Origin of the sequence: Halorubrum sp. CBA1229 (genome assembly GCF_003721435.2) — an archaeon.
GTDB lineage: Archaea > Halobacteriota > Halobacteria > Halobacteriales > Haloferacaceae > Halorubrum.
This window is the reverse complement of record NZ_CP054585.1, coordinates 694802-710244: the sequence shown is the minus strand read 5'-3', so window position 1 is coordinate 710244 and position 15443 is coordinate 694802. Positions and strand designations below refer to the sequence as shown.

Annotated in this window: 11 protein-coding genes; 8 read left to right on the top strand and 3 right to left on the bottom strand. The window is 73.6% G+C overall.

The annotated features are described in order from the left end of the window. Nucleotides 1-28: 28 nt before the first annotated feature. Nucleotides 29-3703 carry a tetratricopeptide repeat protein gene (locus Hrr1229_RS03535; RefSeq protein WP_123114166.1) on the bottom strand — a complete coding sequence of 1225 codons (3675 nt, stop codon included), beginning with the start codon at nucleotides 3701-3703 and terminating at the stop codon, nucleotides 29-31. 117 nt (nucleotides 3704-3820) lie between these two features. Here Hrr1229_RS03535 and Hrr1229_RS03530 point away from each other — a divergent pair, with 117 nt between their 5' ends. Further along, entirely contained in the window at nucleotides 3821-5215 is a 1395-nt protein-coding gene (locus tag Hrr1229_RS03530; protein ID WP_123114167.1) for an aldehyde dehydrogenase family protein, read from the top strand. 55 nt (nucleotides 5216-5270) lie between these two features. Here the strand turns inward: Hrr1229_RS03530 and Hrr1229_RS03525 are convergent, their stop codons facing one another. Further along, on the bottom strand, nucleotides 5271-6125 hold the full coding sequence (locus Hrr1229_RS03525; RefSeq protein WP_123114168.1) for an HD domain-containing protein: 855 nt from the start codon (nucleotides 6123-6125) through the stop codon (nucleotides 5271-5273). A 327-nt stretch (nucleotides 6126-6452) separates the two neighbouring features. Between Hrr1229_RS03525 and dapA the strand changes: the two genes are divergently transcribed. The 6 genes from dapA to Hrr1229_RS03495 all read left to right on the top strand — a co-directional run bounded on the left by dapA (nucleotide 6453) and on the right by Hrr1229_RS03495 (nucleotide 12679). Then, nucleotides 6453-7466: a 4-hydroxy-tetrahydrodipicolinate synthase gene (gene dapA, locus Hrr1229_RS03520; protein WP_123114169.1), complete on the top strand. Its 1014-nt coding sequence runs from the start codon at nucleotides 6453-6455 to the stop codon at nucleotides 7464-7466. Then, nucleotides 7463-8257 (top strand): 4-hydroxy-tetrahydrodipicolinate reductase, encoded by a 795-nt coding sequence (gene dapB / locus Hrr1229_RS03515; protein WP_123114170.1) that lies wholly within the window; start codon nucleotides 7463-7465, stop codon nucleotides 8255-8257. Before dapA ends, dapB begins: the two co-directional genes overlap by 4 nt. A gap of 66 nt (nucleotides 8258-8323) precedes the next feature. Further along, a complete protein-coding gene (locus Hrr1229_RS03510; protein WP_123114171.1) occupies nucleotides 8324-9163 on the top strand; it encodes a 2,3,4,5-tetrahydropyridine-2,6-dicarboxylate N-succinyltransferase in 840 nt (279 codons plus the stop codon). Next, nucleotides 9160-10536: a diaminopimelate decarboxylase gene (gene lysA / locus Hrr1229_RS03505; protein ID WP_123114172.1), complete on the top strand. Its 1377-nt coding sequence runs from the start codon at nucleotides 9160-9162 to the stop codon at nucleotides 10534-10536. Before Hrr1229_RS03510 ends, lysA begins: the two co-directional genes overlap by 4 nt. Next, entirely contained in the window at nucleotides 10533-11471 is a 939-nt protein-coding gene (gene dapF, locus Hrr1229_RS03500) for a diaminopimelate epimerase (protein WP_123114173.1), read from the top strand. The genes lysA and dapF overlap by 4 nt, the downstream gene beginning before the upstream one ends. Continuing rightward, nucleotides 11468-12679, top strand: a complete 1212-nt coding sequence (locus Hrr1229_RS03495; RefSeq protein ID WP_123114174.1) for a M20/M25/M40 family metallo-hydrolase — start codon at nucleotides 11468-11470, stop codon at nucleotides 12677-12679. The genes dapF and Hrr1229_RS03495 overlap by 4 nt, the downstream gene beginning before the upstream one ends. 103 nt (nucleotides 12680-12782) lie before the next feature. Here the strand turns inward: Hrr1229_RS03495 and Hrr1229_RS03490 are convergent, their stop codons facing one another. Next, on the bottom strand, nucleotides 12783-13280 hold the full coding sequence (locus Hrr1229_RS03490; protein WP_123114175.1) for an NYN domain-containing protein: 498 nt from the start codon (nucleotides 13278-13280) through the stop codon (nucleotides 12783-12785). 226 nt (nucleotides 13281-13506) lie between these two features. Between Hrr1229_RS03490 and Hrr1229_RS03485 the strand changes: the two genes are divergently transcribed. Next, nucleotides 13507-15438 (top strand): ABC transporter substrate-binding protein, encoded by a 1932-nt coding sequence (locus Hrr1229_RS03485; protein WP_123114176.1) that lies wholly within the window; start codon nucleotides 13507-13509, stop codon nucleotides 15436-15438. Nucleotides 15439-15443 lie beyond the last annotated feature (5 nt).

Below are 15443 nucleotides of genomic sequence, written 5' to 3'. Positions count from 1 at the left end.
AGGCGCTCCCCGTCGGGAGCCGCCGGCGCTACCCCTCTCCGAACTCGACGGCGGCCCCGTCCCCGTCGGCGCGCCACCGGTCGGCAAGCTCGCGGTACGCCGTCGGGTCGGCGGCCGAACCCTCGGGGACCGGGTCGGGCGCGGTCGGGTCGAGTGCGCGCGCGTCGCGGTCCGACAGCAGGTCCGCCATCCCGCCGGCCGCCTCGGCGAGCGCGCGCGCACACTCGACCTCGCGGGCCAGGTCGATCGCCTCGGTCAGGCGGTCGGCGGCCGCCGCCGCGTCCCCGCGCTCGGCCGCGACCGCCCCGAAGTCGGCGAGCGCCCGGGCCTCGACGTCGGTGAACCCGCCCTCTCGGGCCCGCTCTATCGCGTCCGCGACGGCGCGCTCGGCAGCTTCCGGGTCGCCGCGCCGGAGCGCGACGGCGCCCCGGACCCGGTCCAGTATCGCCCGACGGCGCGGATTGGCTCGGTCGCCGAGCGCCACCTCGGCCCGGTCGATCCACCGCTCGGCGGCCTCGAGGTCGCCGCGATCGACGGCGACGTCGGCGAGCGTCGCCGCGGCCATCGCGCACCGGTCGTCGGCGTCGAGCGCCTCGAAGGAGCCGAGCGCGTCGCGGAGGAGCCGCTCCGCGCGGTCGAGGTCGCCGGCGAGCTGCGCCGCCGACCCGAGGTTGCTCACGGCGAGCGCGCGGTAGAGGTCGGCGCCGACGCGCTCGGCGACGTCGCGGGCCTCCCGGGCGCGGGCCACCGCCTCGTCCACTTCCCCGCGCTGCTCCGCGATCGCGCCGAGGTTCAGGAGGACGACCGCCTCGCGGTGCTCGTCCCCGACGGTCCGGTAGCCGTCGAGGGCGCGCTCGGCCGCCCGCTCCGCGGCCGTCAGCTCGCCGCGCCGGCGGCGGGCGACCGCGAGGTTCGCCCGCACGTTCGCCTCGCCGTGGAGGTCGTCGTACGCCCGGAAGAGGTCGCCGGCGACGCGGTAGTGGTCCACCACCGCGTCGGTCGCGTCAAGGGCGTCGAGCGCGTTGCCGACGTCCATGAGCGCCTTCGCGGTCGCGATCGGGTCGTCGATCGCGGCGGCGACGGCGTACGCCTGCGAGGCGTCCTCGTAGGCCGCCTCGTAGTCGCCGGCGAAGTGGGCCGCCTGCGCGCACCCCCGGATCGCGGCCGCGAGCCCCCGCCGGTCGCCGGCGGACTCGAACAGCTCGGTCGCCCGCTCGTACCGCTCGCGCGCCGCGTCGTGCTCGCCCCGGCGGCGGGCCACGTCGCCGAGCCCGCGCTGGCGCTCCGCCTCGCCGCCCTCGTCCGCCGGGCGCCACGCGTCGAGCGCCTCGACCGCCCCGTCGAGGTCGCCGGCGTCGACGTACATCCGAGCGACCCACTCGGGGGCGCGGTCGCGGAGCTCCGCCGGGCAGGCGTCCGGGAGGTCGATCCACGAGTAGCGGACCCGCCCGTACAGCCCGGCGAGCCGCGGGTACCGCCGGCCGACCCCGTACAGGCGTCGCGTCGTCTCGCTCGCCCACTCCTCCGGGTTACGCTCGATCCGACCCATCGCGGGGGCGTCGCCGCCGACCGCGCGCCGGACCCGCGAGCGGCGCGCCGGGTCGTCGGCGAGCGAGAGCAGCCGCGTCGCGACGCGGCCGACCCGCCGCGCGACCACCGGCTCGGGCTCCCGGTCGAGGAGCCGTTCGAGGAACAGCACGGACCACTCCTCGTGGACGGTCCGGTCCGGCTCCCCGTGAGCGGGCACCAACACCGCGCCCTCCAGCCCTCCGAGCGCCCGGCGCACCGCCTCGGGCGACGCGTCTCGCCCCCCCTCTCCGTCGCCGACGAGCGCGTACGCGAGCTCGCGCACCTCCCGGACGCCGGCGACGTTGAGCAGGTTCACCAGCACGGCGACGTCCGCGGTCGGCGGCGGGCGGTCGACGAGGTCGCGGATCGCCGCCTCCACGGACGCCTCGAACCCCGTCTCGGCGACGCCGGACGGCCCGGATCCGCTCTCCGGGTCGGCCCCTCTCCCGGAGTCATCGCTCCGACCCGCGCTCCGGACTGCATCGTCTCCGGTCGCCCGGTCGCCGGCCCGGACGAGGTGGTGGAGGAGACAGAGCAGTTCGCCGGGACGGTCCGCCTCCGCCGCCGCGGTTCCGGTCCCGGTGTCCTCTGCCCCGTCGAGGACCGACGGACCGGGACCCGACCCGCGGATCCCGTCCAGCAGCGCGGCCGGGTCGGCAGCCGGCGGCGCGCCGACGAGGTCGGCCACGTGCTCGGCGAAGCGCTCGGCCTCGCGCTCGTCGAGGCGCGGCATCCGAATCGTCTCGATCCGCCGCCGGTAGCCGAGGTCGGCCGGGCTCAGCGGGAGCGAGTCGGGGTCGTCGTACGCCGCCGCGCGGGCGTCGAACAGGAAGGAGACGTCGTCGCGCTCCGCCAGCGTCCGGGCGGCGCTCACCGCCTCGGCGGCGCCGGGATCGACCGCGTCTTCGGCGACGACGAGGGCGTGGCCGTCGGCCGCCGCCGCCCGCTCGCGGAGCCGCTCGGTCGCGGTGAACGCCTCCCCGCCGTCGCCGTCGCGGTACAGCACGGGCCCCCGTCCGGACCGGTACCAGCGCACGGCCGCGAGCCGGCAGACCGTGCTCTTCCCGCTTCCGGGCGGGCCGACGAGGGCGCGGTCCTCGCCCGCTGCGAGCCCCTCGATCAGCTCGTCGGCGACCGACCGCCGCTCCCCGTCGCGGGGCGCCGTCCTGTCGAGCGCGTAGCCGGCGTCGACCTCCGCGAACGACGGCGTCGCGCGCAGCGGCGCGGTCGGGTCCGGCTCGCGGTCAAGCAGGTCGTCGTCGAGCGTCGCGAACCCCTGGTCGCCGAGCGCGTCCCCCCCGTCGTCGGTCGACCCGAACCGACCGTCGAAGGCGCCGGCCTCGCCGGCGGAGTCGTCGCGAACGGCCTCCATCGCCGCGAGCTCCTCGCCGACGTCGCGCCCGGCGGCGGCGAGCCGGTCGACCCGGTCGCGGGCCCACGCGACCGCTGCGGAGTCCGTCGATTCGATCACCCCGTGGACGCGCCCGTCACCGTCGAACACCAGCAGGAGCGCGGCGTCGTCGGCCACGAGCACGCCGACGTCGACCTCGTCGACGACCGAGACGGCGGCGTCGCGACGCGCGAGCCCGGCGAGGGTGTCGGCGTAGCGGTCCCTGGCGTGCCGGTACGTCGAGTCGGACAGCGCGAGGTCGACGCGCCCGCCGGCGGCCGCCCGGCGGCAGCGGTCGAGCAGCCGCGGGTACGGGAGCGCCGGGAGCGCGGCGGCGACCGCGTCGGCGCCGGCCAGCGCCTCGTCGAGCCGCTCTAAGGGCCTGTACGGGTCCGGGGCGGCGGCGCGGAACACGTCCGCGTCCCGCAGCGCGACCGCCTCGATCGACGCGTCGGGGCCGAGCGGGGCGAGCGCCTCGCTCGCGGCGTCGACGTCGTCCGCGACGGTGAGGAACCGGCGGTACCCGCGGGCGAGCAGCCGGCCGGTCAGCGTGGCCCGGTAGCCGTCGGTCGCGGCGGCGACGAGCCCGGCGGCCTCCAGCTCGTCGATCGCCCGGTTGACCGTCGAGCGCGAGTGGCCGAGCTCGTCGACCAGTTCGTGTTTCCGAAGCGGGTCCTCGAGGAGCCGTTCGAGGAAGTCGAGCCGGCGTTCGACGACGTCGACGAGTTCTGACGCCCCCGCCATGCGTCCCCGTCGTTGCGGTCCACCGGAATAACTGTTTCCTCGATCACACTTCCCGTCGCGGGCCGGCACACTGTGTCACCGGGTGAGAATATGAAGCCGGGCGAGACACGGCGTCGTATGGAGCGGGGCACGGCGACGGGGACGGACGAGCGGGACGAGATCGCGGCGACGGTCGAGCGCGCCCGCGCGGCCGGGTCGCGGCTGGCCGAGCGGGACGCGAACGCGACCGCCCGGATCGTCGACGCGGTGGGAGCGGCGCTGCGCGGGCGCGAGGCGATCGCCCGGCTCGCGCTCGCGGGCGCGACCGAGACGGGACGCGGACATCCGGGGAGCAAGGCGGAGAAGGTCGCGACCGCGCTCGACGGCTCGCTCGCGGCGTCGCGGGAGGCGGCGACCGTCGGGGCGGTCGACCGAGACGATTCCGCCGGCGCGCTGACCGTCGCGCACCCGGTCGGGGTCGTCGGGGCGGCGGTGCCGGCGACGCACCCGGTCGTCGTCCCCGCGGCCGTCTCGCTGTACGCCCTCGCCGGCCGGAACGCGATCGTCCTCGCGCCGTCGCCGTCGGCGGTCGAGACCTGCGACGTCGTCGTCGAGCGGATCCGCCGGGCGCTCGACGACGCGGGCGCCCCGCCGGACGCGGTCGCGACGCTCCCCGCGCCCGCCTCGAAGCCGCAGACCGACTCGCTGTTCGAGCGCGTCGACCGCGTCGTCGCCGCCGGCTCCGAGGCGACGGTCGCCGCCGGCCAGCGCTGCGGGACGCCCAACGCGTGCGCGAGCGCCGACGGCCTCGTCGCCGTCGCCGACGCGGACGCCGACCCGTCGGCCGTCGCGCCCCGCGTCGCGGTCGGCGCGACGTACGACTTCGGCGCGCACCCCGCGGCCGACGCCGCCGTCGCGATCCCGACGGCCGCCGTCGACGAGCTGGTCGCCGGGCTGGAGGACGAGGGGGGCTACGTCCTCGACGCGGCCGAGCGCGGGCGGCTCCGCGACCTGCTCGACGCCGGGGGGGATCCCCCGGACCGGATCGTCGGCAACTCGCCCCGGTGGTTCGCCGCCGAGCTCGACCTCCCCCCGGCGGCGGGACGGGCGGCGTTCGTGATCGCCGACGAGTTCGACGGGGAGGACGACCCGCTGGCGACGCTCCCCGGGATCCCGGCCGTCGCGGTTCACGACCGCGAGGGGTTCGGCGCGTGTCTGCGGCTCGCCGCCGAACTGGGCGGGCCGCACGCGGCCGCGGTCCACACGACCCGTCACGGGCGCGTGCGGCGGGCCGCCGAGCGGCTCCGTCCCGGGCGGCTCGTCGTCAACCAGCCGGGGACGGAGGCGGTGGGGACCCGGCGGAACGGGTACCGGTTCGCCCCGATCCTCGGCGGCGGGACCGCCGACGGGAGCCAGCTCTCCGGCGGGCTCTCTCCGACCGACCTGATCGAGACGACGACGGTGTCGGTGACGGCCGCGTCCGATCGCGACCCGCGCCTCGACGGGGCGGGCGAGACGCTCCGCGGGCCCTGACGGCGGCGGGTCGGTCGCTCGGCTGCTCCCGTTCGCGCCCCCGCCGTCCGGCCCTCTACAGCTCGATCCGGTCGACGATCGACGTCGTCCCGTCCTCGTCGCTGTGGGTGTTGATCGCGATCGTCTGGATCCGGTCTTCCAGCAGCGACTCCTCCATCTTCGCCTTCAGCAGGGAGTCCACTTGGTAGACGCCCGCGGCGTTGTTCATCCGGATCACGACCTGCACGGGGGTCGTCTCGCCCTCCCGCAGCGAGACGCGTTCGATCGCCTGCGAGGAGACGGTGTTTATTCCGCGACCGCCCTCCTCGTAGGGGACCCGCGAGCGCCCGCGTTCCATGTCGAGGCCGTCGGCGATCCGGACGACGCCGGCCTCCAGCGTCAGCGGCTGCTCCTCGGTGTGGTGACAGAGGATGGCGTGGAGCACCTCCGCCTTCACGCGCACCTGCTCGGGGACGCCGTAGAAGGAGGGGAGGAGCTCGTCGAGCAGGTCGGCGGCGAGCGGGATCGAGTAGTACGGGTGGTCGTGGCGGTGGACGACGTGGCCGATGTCGTGGAGGGTCGCCGCGAGCGCGATGATCACCGGCTCGTCGGCCTCGTCGAGCCCCTGCTGGCGGGCCCCGTTGAACTCGACGCCGCCCGCCTTTAGCAGGTCGTACAGCCGGAGCGCGCGGTCCCGGACGATCTCGACGTGTTTCGCGCCGTGGTCGTTGTACCCCTTCCGGTCGACGGGATTGACGTTCTGCGCCTCCAGGTACGCGGTGATCTCGGCGTCCGACGCGATCCGGTCGAGCACCTCGTTGAGGCGGCCGTCGGGGAAGGCGTGGTCGGCGTCGGGGTCGTACTCGTGGCGGTCGGCGTCGGTGTCGGCCTCGAGGTCCGGATCGACCGGCGACTCGGCGGGATCGGTCATGAGATCCGTGAAGAGGCTTCGGCGATTTAAAAGGGTGTGGCGTGTCGGCCCGCGGGCGACCGCGTCGGCGCGCTCGGTCGACCGGCAGTTACCACCACGGGCACAACTTATAAGCGGTACAGGCGTCCAGTACGGGTGTGAACCGACCCGCGTCCGGACGCGGCCCGCCGACGCCGTCAGCGACGCGGCTCTTCTCGAAAAAACGCGCGTGAGCCGTCCGCCGGCGGGAGTGGCGACCCCGTCCCGGACGACCCCCGACCCGCGCGCACCGTTCGTTTCCGGACCGACCGCAGACACCGACCGACCGCAGACACCCACAGCGCACCCATGACAGACGCGACCACCACGACGCCGTACGGAGCACAGACCGAGACGGACCGACGCTCGACCGACGAGCCCTTCGAGGGGGTGTATCCCGCGATGACGACTCCCTTCACCGAGGACGACGAGGTCGACCACGAGCAGCTCGCCGACAACGCCCGCTACCTCGAGCGCGCGGGCGTCGACGGGGTCGTCCCCGTCGGCTCCACCGGCGAGTCGGCGACGATGACCCACGACGAGCACGTCGACGTGATCGAGACGGTCCGCGACGCGCTCGACGACATCCCCGTGATCGCCGGCACCGGCTCGAACAACACCGCCGAGGCGCTCTCGCTCTCCCGGCGCGCCGCCGACGCGGGCGCCGACGGTCTGCTCCTCATCTCCCCGTACTACAACAAGCCGGAGCCGCAGGGATTCCTGAACCACTACCGGACGATCGCCGACGAGGTCGACCTCCCGCAGATCGTCTACAACGTCCCGAGCCGGACGGGGCAGTCGATCCCCGTCGACGTCACCGTCGAGCTCGCCGAGCACCCGAACATCCAGGGGTATAAGGCGGCGTCCGGCGACCTGAACCTCATCAGCGAGGTGATCGAGCGCACCCGCGACGAGGCGTTCTCCGTGCTCTCCGGCGACGACGGGCTCACCCTCCCGGTGCTCTCGATCGGCGGCACCGGCACCATCAGTGTCGTCGGCAACGTCGAGCCCGAGCGCTCCTGCGCGATGGTCGGCGCCGCGCTCTCCGGCGACTACGACCGCGCCCGCGCGCTTCACCACGAGCTCTCGCCGCTCGTCCGCGAGCTGTTCGCCGAGACGAACCCGATCCCGGTGAAGGAGGCGATGCACATCCGCGGTCGGGGCGGTCCGCTGGTTCGGTCGCCGCTCTCGCGGCTCTCCGAGGAGCGCCGGGCGGTCCTGCGCGAGCTCCTCGCCGAGTACGACGAGGCCGCGCCCGGCACCGTCGATCCGGCGGCCGTCGATCCGGAGACCGTCGGGCCCGCGGCGGGGGACGGCGAATGAGCGCTGGCGCGACCGACCCGCTCCGGATCGCCGTCACCGGCGCCGGCGGCCGGATGGGCCGCGAGGTGATCGAGGCCGCCGCCGACCGCGACGCCGTCGCCGTCGCCGTCGCGGTCAACCGCACCGCGACCGAGCCCGTCGCGGGCGTCGCGGTCGACGCCGCCGACCGGCTCGGAGAGCTGCTCGCGGCCGAGTCTCCCGACGTGCTCGTCGACTTCACGGGCCCGGCCTCGGCGGTCGCGTACGCGGAGGCCTGCGCCGACGCGGGCGTTCCGATGGTCACCGGCACGACCGGCTTCGCGGACGCCCAGCTGGACAGCCTCCGGGCCGCGAGCGACGCGGTACCGGTGCTCAAGGCGTCGAACTTCGCGCGTGGCGTCGCCGCGCTCCGCCGCGCGGTCCGCGAGGCCGCGGCCGCGCTCCCCGGCTACGACGTGGAGCTGACGGAGACGCACCACAACGGGAAGCGCGACGCACCCTCCGGCACCGCGAAGTCGATCCTCGACGACGTGGAGTCGGTCCGCGACGACCTCGACCGACGCGTCCACGGCCGCGAGGGCGACGCGCCTCGCGAGGCCGGCGAGATCGGGGTCCACGCCCGGCGCGCGGGCGACGTCACCGGCGAGCACGAGGTGCTCGTGGCCGGGAACCGCGAGACGCTCGAGCTCACGCACCGCGCGGGCGACCGCGGGGTGTTCGCGGAGGGCGCGCTCGACGCCGCCGACTGGCTCGCCGGCCGCGACCCCGGCTGGTACGGGTTCGACGACGTGTTGGACGGCGGGAGCGAATAGCTCCGATAACCTCCGGACATACGTATATCGACGAATAAATACCGACACTCATCCATACACAACCTAATGACGCTCGAATCCGACGTATCCGACCTGTGGGACCGCTATCAGGAGGGGCTGACCGCCGCCGACGCGACGGCCGAGGACGCCGAGGTCCTCGAGTCGTTCCTCTCGGCGCTGGAGGCCGGCGAGGTCCGCGCCGCCGAGAAGACCGGCGACGACGTGACCACCTGGGAGGCCAACGAGTGGGTCAAGCGGGGGATCCTGCTGAACTTCGGTCTGCGCGAGACCGAGCCCCGCGAGCACGGCGGCGTCACCTACTACGACGTGCTCCCGCTGCGCGACACCGCCGACCTCGGCGAGCGCGGCACCCGGAACACCCCCGACGGCACCGTCATCCGCCGCGGCGCGTACCTCGGGAGCGACTGCATCATGATGAGCCCCTCGTTCGTCAACATGGGCGCGCACGTCGGCGACGGCACCCTCGTCGACTCCTGCGACACGGTCGGCTCCTGCGCGCAGCTCGGCGAGAACGTCAAGCTCGGCGCCAACACGTTGATCGGCGGCGTCCTCGAACCCGTCGAGGACGCGCCGGTCGTCGTCGAGGACGGCGTCTCGCTCGGCGCGGGCTGCCGGGTCACCTCGGGCTTCCGCGTCGGCGAGAACTCGATCGTCGGCGAGAACACCCTGCTCACCCCCCGCATCCCCGTCTACGACCTCGTCGAGGAGGAGATAATCTACGGCCACCTCCCGGCCGACCGCCGGGCGTTCACCCGGATGGTGGAGTCGTCCGTCGGCGACCACGAGCTGTTCGAGGGCGGCGCGTACAAGCCCGCGGTCGTCGCGACCCACGTCGAGGAGGACACGCTGGAGGCGACGCGGCGCGAGGACGCCCTCCGCGAATGAGCGACCGCGACGCGGGACCGGCGGCCGACGCCGGCGTCGACACCGCCGACGGCAACCCCCCGGTCCGGCGCGTGAGCGACTGGGACGCCGACCGGCTCGCCGACCTCGCGGCCGAGCACGGCACGCCCCTCTACGTGCAGGACCTCGACCGCGTGCGCGAGAACTGCGAGCGCCTGCGCGACGCCTTCCCGGACGCCGACGTCCGGTACGCCGTGAAGGCCCACACCGGACGGGCGGTCCTCGAAGCGGTCCGCGAGGCCGGGCTCGACGCCGAGTGCGCCTCGGCGGGCGAGGTCGACCGCGCGCTCGCGGCCGGCTTCGGCGGCGACCGGCTCCACTACACCGCGGTCAACCCGCCCGCCCGCGACCTCGACTACGTCGTCGGCGTCACCGAGGCGGAGCCCGACCTGACGGTCACCGTCGGCGCGGTCGACACCCTCGACCGCCTCGCCGAGCGCGGCTACGACGGCCGGGTCTGCCTCCGGGTGAACCCCGGCGTCGGCGCGGGCCACCACGAGAAGGTCCGGACCGGCGGCGCGGCGAAGTTCGGGGTCCCGTACGACCGCGCCGCGGAGGCGGCCCGCGAGGCCGCCGAGCGCTTCGACGCCGTCGGGATCCACGCCCACGCCGGCTCCGGTATCGACCCCGACCAGCTCGACAGCCACCGCGAGATGGTCGCTCGGATGGGCGAGCTGGCGCGCGAACTGACCGACCCGAGTGACGATGCCGCTCCTCTCGACCTCGAGTACGTCGACGTCGGCGGCGGGTTCGGCGTCCCTTATAAAGAGGACGAGCCGCCGCTCGACCTCTCGGCGGTCGCCGAGGCGACCCGCGAGGCCGTCGCGCCGCTCCCCGCGGGCGTCGACCTCGCGATCGAGCCCGGCCGGTACGTCGTCGCCGACGCGGGCGTCCTCCTGACGCGCGTGAACACGGTGAAACCGACTCCGGAGGAGCGGGTCGTCGGCGCCGATGCCGGCATGACGGACCTGCTCCGGCCGGCGATGTACGACGCGTACCACCCGATCCGCAACCTCGGCGGCGGACGGGGCGGCGACGGGGGCGACGCCCCGGCCCCCGACGAGCGGGAGGCAACCCCTGTCACAGTCGCCGGACCTATCTGTGAGACCGGCGATACCCTCTGTAGAGACCGAGCGCTCGCCGACCCGGCACGCGGGGACCTCCTCGCGGTCGGTGTCGCGGGCGCGTACGGATACGAGATGGCGAGCCAATACAACTCACGACCGCGACCGGCGGAGGTCGCGCTCGACGACGGAACCGCGACGATAGCCCGGCGCCGGGAGCGCCTCGCCGACCTGACGGCGGTCGAGCGGGAGGCCGAGACGCCGACCGGACCGACGGGGGGCGACCGATGAGCACCCACGCCGTCCCGGTCGAGAAGTACCACGGCACGGGCAACGACTTCCTCGTCGTCGACGCGAGCGCGGAGAGCGTCGGCGACCGCGCGGCGTTCGCGCGCGCCCACTGCGACCGCGAGACGGGCGTCGACGGGGCGGACTTCGGCGCCGGAGACGGAACGGGAGACGGCGCGTCCGCCGGTCGCCGCGGCGCCGACGGCGTCCTCTTTTTAAGTATCTCGGAGCGGTTCGACCCGACCCGCGTCGTGATGACGCTCGTCCAGCCCGACGGCTCGACGGCGACGATGTGCGGCAACGGCGCGCGCGTCGTCGCGCGCTGGGCCCACGACCGGACCGGCGACCGCGAGTTCATGATCGACACGCAGGCGGGGACGCGCCGCGCCTCGGTGAACGCGGACGCGACCGCCGCGACCATCGAGATGGGCGAGCCGACGTTCGATCCCCGCTGGGTCCCGGTCGCCCGTGACGAGCCCCTGATCGACGAGTCGGTCGCGGGGCTCACCGTCACGGCCGTCAACACCGGCGTCCCGCACGCGGTCGCGTTCGTCGACAGCGGGCGCGACGACCCCGACGGCATCGACGCGGTCGACCTCGACGCCGTCGCCCCGCCGGTCCGCCACGCCGACGTCTTCCCCGAGGGCGCGAACGTGAACCTCGCCGCGGTGGTCGACGACGGGAGCGGCGACGGGCCCGCGGTCATCGACCAGCGCACCTTCGAGCGCGGCGTCGAGGGCGAGACCCGCTCGTGCGGCACCGGCGCGGTGGCGGTCGTCGCCGCCGCGCGCCGACTCGGCCTGATCGAGGGCGAGTCGGCCGTGAGCCGCCCGCCGGGCGGCGAGCTGGAGATCACGGTTCCCGACGCGGGCCACGCGACGCTGACGGGCCCCGTCGCCCGCGAGTTCGCCGGGAGCCTCCCCGCCGACCCGCGATGAGCCGACGGTCGTTCGACCCCGTCTCCTTCCTCGAAACGGCCGTCCGGACGCCCTCACACGAGTCCGTCGACGAGACCCGCGAGCTCGTCGTCGAGACGCTGGACCGACGCGGCGTCGAGAGCGAGGTCGTCGCCGGCGGCTGCGTGCTCGCGACGAAGCGCTCGCCCGCGCCCGACGCGGGGCCGCACCTCGTGGCGAACACCCACCTCGACACGGTGACGCCGCACGTCCCGTTCGAGCGCGGGGAAGCGCGCGCGGACGAGCGGCCGGGGGCCGCGCGAGAGGGCGATGCCCCCGACGAGGTGATCCGCGGCCGCGGCGCCTGCGACGCGAAGGGGCCGCTCGCGGCGCTCCTGTCGGGCTTCCTCGCGGCCGACCCGGAACGCGGCCGGCTCACGCTCGCGCTCACGCCGGACGAGGAGACGCTGTCGCTCGGCGCGGCGGCGCTGACCGGGCGCTCGCCCGGGACCGAAGACCGGCTCGACGGCGACCTGTTCCTTGTCGGCGAGCCGACCGGGCTCGACGCGTGCACCGCCGCGAAGGGGCGGTTCCAAGGGACTGTCGAGCTGTCGGGCGTCGCCGCCCACGCCGCGGAGTTCGCCGGCGCGAACGCGGTCGCGGCCGCCGAGGGGGCGCTCGCGGCGATCCGGACCTTCGACGACGGCGCCGACGAGCACCCGCAGCTCGGCCCACCGAAGCTCACGCCGACCGTCATCGAGGGCGGCGCGGCGACGAACCAGGTGCCGGCGGACTGCGAGATCACCGTCGACCGGCGGAGCGTCCCGCCGGAGACGGCCGTGGGGTTCCGCTCGTCGCTCGCGTCGGCGGTGCGGGCGCGGGTCCCCGACGACGTCGGCGTCGACGTCGCGCTCACCGACCGGGAGTCGCCCTTCTTCGAGGCGTTCTCGACACCCCCCGACCACGAACTCGTCGAGGCGGTCGCCGGCGCGGCGCGGGCGGCCGCCGACGCGACCGGGCTCCCCGCCGATCGTGGGGGGTCCGCGCGGCCCTTCGGGGCGGCGACGGAGGCGTCGTACTTCGCGCCGGCGCCGACGGTCGTCTTCGGTCCCGGCGACCTCGCCGACGACGCGGGGGCGGTCGCGCACGCCGAGCGTGAGTACGTCCGCGTCAGAGAGGTGGAAGCGGCCGCGCTGACTGTCGAACGGGCGATCGCGGAGCTGCTGGGCGACGCCGCATCGAGGGGCTGATTCGGGTGCGGGGAGGGGCTGATTCGGCTGCGGGGAGGGGCTAATTCGGGTGCGGGGAGAGAGCCCGGAAGCGGCGAGAAACCGGTCCGGCCGACGCCGCCGCTTATAAGAGGAACGTCTCCTCTTCGTCCGCGAGGTCGACGAAGTCGTCGGCGGCCTCGATCAGCTCGTCGGCCGCGGAGTTCCCGAACCCCATCGCCTCGACGCGGACCCCCTCGTGGCGGAGGTGCGAGCAGAGGCGGGCGAAGTCGCCGTCGCCGGTACAGAGGACGACGGTGTCGACGTGACTGGCGAGCGAGACGGCGTCGAGGCTCATTCCGAGGTCCCAGTCGGCCTTCTTCGAGCCGTCGGCGAACGTCTTGATCTCCTTGATCTTCGTCTCGAACCCGATGTCGCGGAGCGCCTCGAAGAAGCTCTCCTCCTCCGGCGAGTCGGCCCGGATCACGTACGCGATGGCGCGGACGAGCGCCCGGTCGTTGACGGCGGCCTCGAGCAGCCCCGAGTAGTCGATATTCCGCGAGTAAAAGCTCTGGGCGGAGTGGTACAGGTTCTGTGAGTCGGCGAGCACCGCGACGCGCTGGTCGGGATGGATATCGGTCATACCGCCCCGTTCACCGGCCTGGCTTAGGGGCTTTGGGATCCGGAGCGTCGTCCGATCGACTCGCACTGCCCAAACGTTGTGTGATTCCGATTCGATGTGGGAGTCCGTTTATAAACTTTTTTTGAGTGGAGGGTTTACAGCCGATATACGGCCGGTCTCGGCGGACGAACCCCGGTGCCGTCTGGACATCGGGGGTTTTTAGTAGATAGACTCGTTGGATCGTGGTATGTCACGGCGACACACTGACGGCGGTACCGACGGTCGGCGTCTCGGACGTCGGCAGTGGCTCTCCATGCTCGGCGTCGGCGGCGCGACCGCGCTCGCCGGCTGCTCGGGAAGCGGCGACGGCGGGGATGGAAGCGACGGCAACGAGACCGACGGCTCGGACGGCTCGGACGGCGGCACCGACCGTTCCACGTATTCGACGGCCGCCGCGGCCTCCTTCACGACGCTCAACCCGATCTACAACGACGAAAACGGCGCCGGTAACGCGATCGCTCGAGCGCTCGACCAGGGGTACACGTTCAACGCGGACAACGAGTACGTCCCGCTCCTCTACGACATGTCCACCGAGGACGGCGAGGTGTGGACGTTCGAGGTCCGCGAGGGGCTGGAGTTCAGCGACCCGTACGGCGAGGTGACCGCGAGCGACTTCGTCTACCTGATCCAGGAGATCCACCAGGGGGGATGGGCCAGTTCGGTCAGCGCGACGTACTGGACTGGCGTGGAAGTCGAACAGACCGGCGAGTACGAGTTCCAGGCCACCCTCGGGAGCCCGTCGCTCCTCTGGCCGGAAAGCTACGAGCCGCTCCTCTACCCGATCCCGGAGGACCTCCTCCAACCGTACGTCGAGGAGGAGGACGCCGAGGGGCTCCGGCAGGACGAGGAGCTGCTCGAGCTCCATTTTTCCGGCAACCTCGGCCCGTACGTGCTCGACGAGTGGCAGCGCGACGGCGGTACCCAGTACAGCCGCAACGACGACTACTACCTCCAGGACGCCGACGACCTCCCGGACGTGTTCAACGAGGCCCCGTACTTCGAGGAGGCGGAGATCCAGGTACTCGGCGAACAGGCCTCCCGGCTCGGCGCGCTGGAGACCGGCGCGGTCGACTCCGCGGCCATCCCGCCGGAGCGCGTTCAGGAGTACCGGGAGAAAGACGGGATCTACGTCAACCGGGTCCCGCAGCCGTACAACGAGAAGCTCTCGGTCAACATGCGCGATAACGGCTGGACGACGGGACCGGGAAACATGTTCCGGCACATCCCGTTCCGGCAGGCGATGGCCGCCGCGATCGACAAGCAGAGCCTGATCCAGGGCGTCTTTCGCGACTTCGCGGAGACGCACTTCACGTGGCAGCCCCGCTTCAGTAACTTCTACCCGCCCGAAGAGGACATCCCCCGGTTCGGCGTCGGCGAGAACTACGGGAGCGAGTACGCCCGCGGCCTCGCGGAGGAGGCGTTCGAGCAGTCGGAGTACGACTACGGCTTCGACGGGGAGACGATGGTCGACCCCGACGGCAACCAGGTCCAGCTCAGCCTCTACCACAGCGCGGGGCAGGAGACCGAGCAACTGATGGGCGAGTTCATCGCGCAGGAGCTCGGCAGCAACCTCGGAATCGACGTGAGCCTCGAGGCCATCGACGGCACGCGGTTCGACACCGAGTACTACACCACGACGGACTTTCCCACGCCCGAGCGAAACGAGGAGGGCGAGGTCACCAACGTCCCGGACGAACTCGTCGACACCGTGAACGGCGAGGAGGTCGAGTGGACGTCCCCGACAGCGACGAATCCCGGACCGCGAAACATCACCGGCAACGAGGACTGGGACATGGAGATCGTGTACGGACTGAACACGTTCCCGCGGAACCCGCTCACCAACAGCGTCTTCTTCGACGGCCCGACCGGGTCCTACAATCCGGTCGGCTACTACCCCGAATTCGACGCGCGGGAACTGTTCGATACCGCCGAACAGGCGACGAGCGAGGAGGAACTGGCCGACGCGCTCGTTGACATCTTCGTCAACCTCGCGGAGGAGCAGCCGTACATCATGCTCGCGTTCCCCGACAGCACGGTCGGCTACCGCGAGGGGCTCGAAGGCCCCGTCGAGGACTTCTCGAACGGCTGGAACCTCCCGGCGTGGAGATACGAGCAGTAGAGTCC

Excerpts from the sequence above, each read along its gene's own strand:
- Hrr1229_RS03535 (WP_123114166.1), bottom strand. The coding sequence starts at position 3,703 with ATGGCGGGGGCGTCAGAACTCGTCGACGTCGTCGAACGCCGGCTCGAC.
- Hrr1229_RS03530 (WP_123114167.1), top strand. The coding sequence starts at position 3,821 with ATGGAGCGGGGCACGGCGACGGGGACGGACGAGCGGGACGAGATCGCG.
- Hrr1229_RS03525 (WP_123114168.1), bottom strand. The coding sequence starts at position 6,125 with ATGACCGATCCCGCCGAGTCGCCGGTCGATCCGGACCTCGAGGCCGAC.
- dapA (WP_123114169.1), top strand. The coding sequence starts at position 6,453 with ATGACAGACGCGACCACCACGACGCCGTACGGAGCACAGACCGAGACG.
- dapB (WP_123114170.1), top strand. The coding sequence starts at position 7,463 with ATGAGCGCTGGCGCGACCGACCCGCTCCGGATCGCCGTCACCGGCGCC.
- Hrr1229_RS03510 (WP_123114171.1), top strand. The coding sequence starts at position 8,324 with ATGACGCTCGAATCCGACGTATCCGACCTGTGGGACCGCTATCAGGAG.
- lysA (WP_123114172.1), top strand. The coding sequence starts at position 9,160 with ATGAGCGACCGCGACGCGGGACCGGCGGCCGACGCCGGCGTCGACACC.
- dapF (WP_123114173.1), top strand. The coding sequence starts at position 10,533 with ATGAGCACCCACGCCGTCCCGGTCGAGAAGTACCACGGCACGGGCAAC.
- Hrr1229_RS03495 (WP_123114174.1), top strand. The coding sequence starts at position 11,468 with ATGAGCCGACGGTCGTTCGACCCCGTCTCCTTCCTCGAAACGGCCGTC.
- Hrr1229_RS03490 (WP_123114175.1), bottom strand. The coding sequence starts at position 13,280 with ATGACCGATATCCATCCCGACCAGCGCGTCGCGGTGCTCGCCGACTCA.
- Hrr1229_RS03485 (WP_123114176.1), top strand. The coding sequence starts at position 13,507 with ATGTCACGGCGACACACTGACGGCGGTACCGACGGTCGGCGTCTCGGA.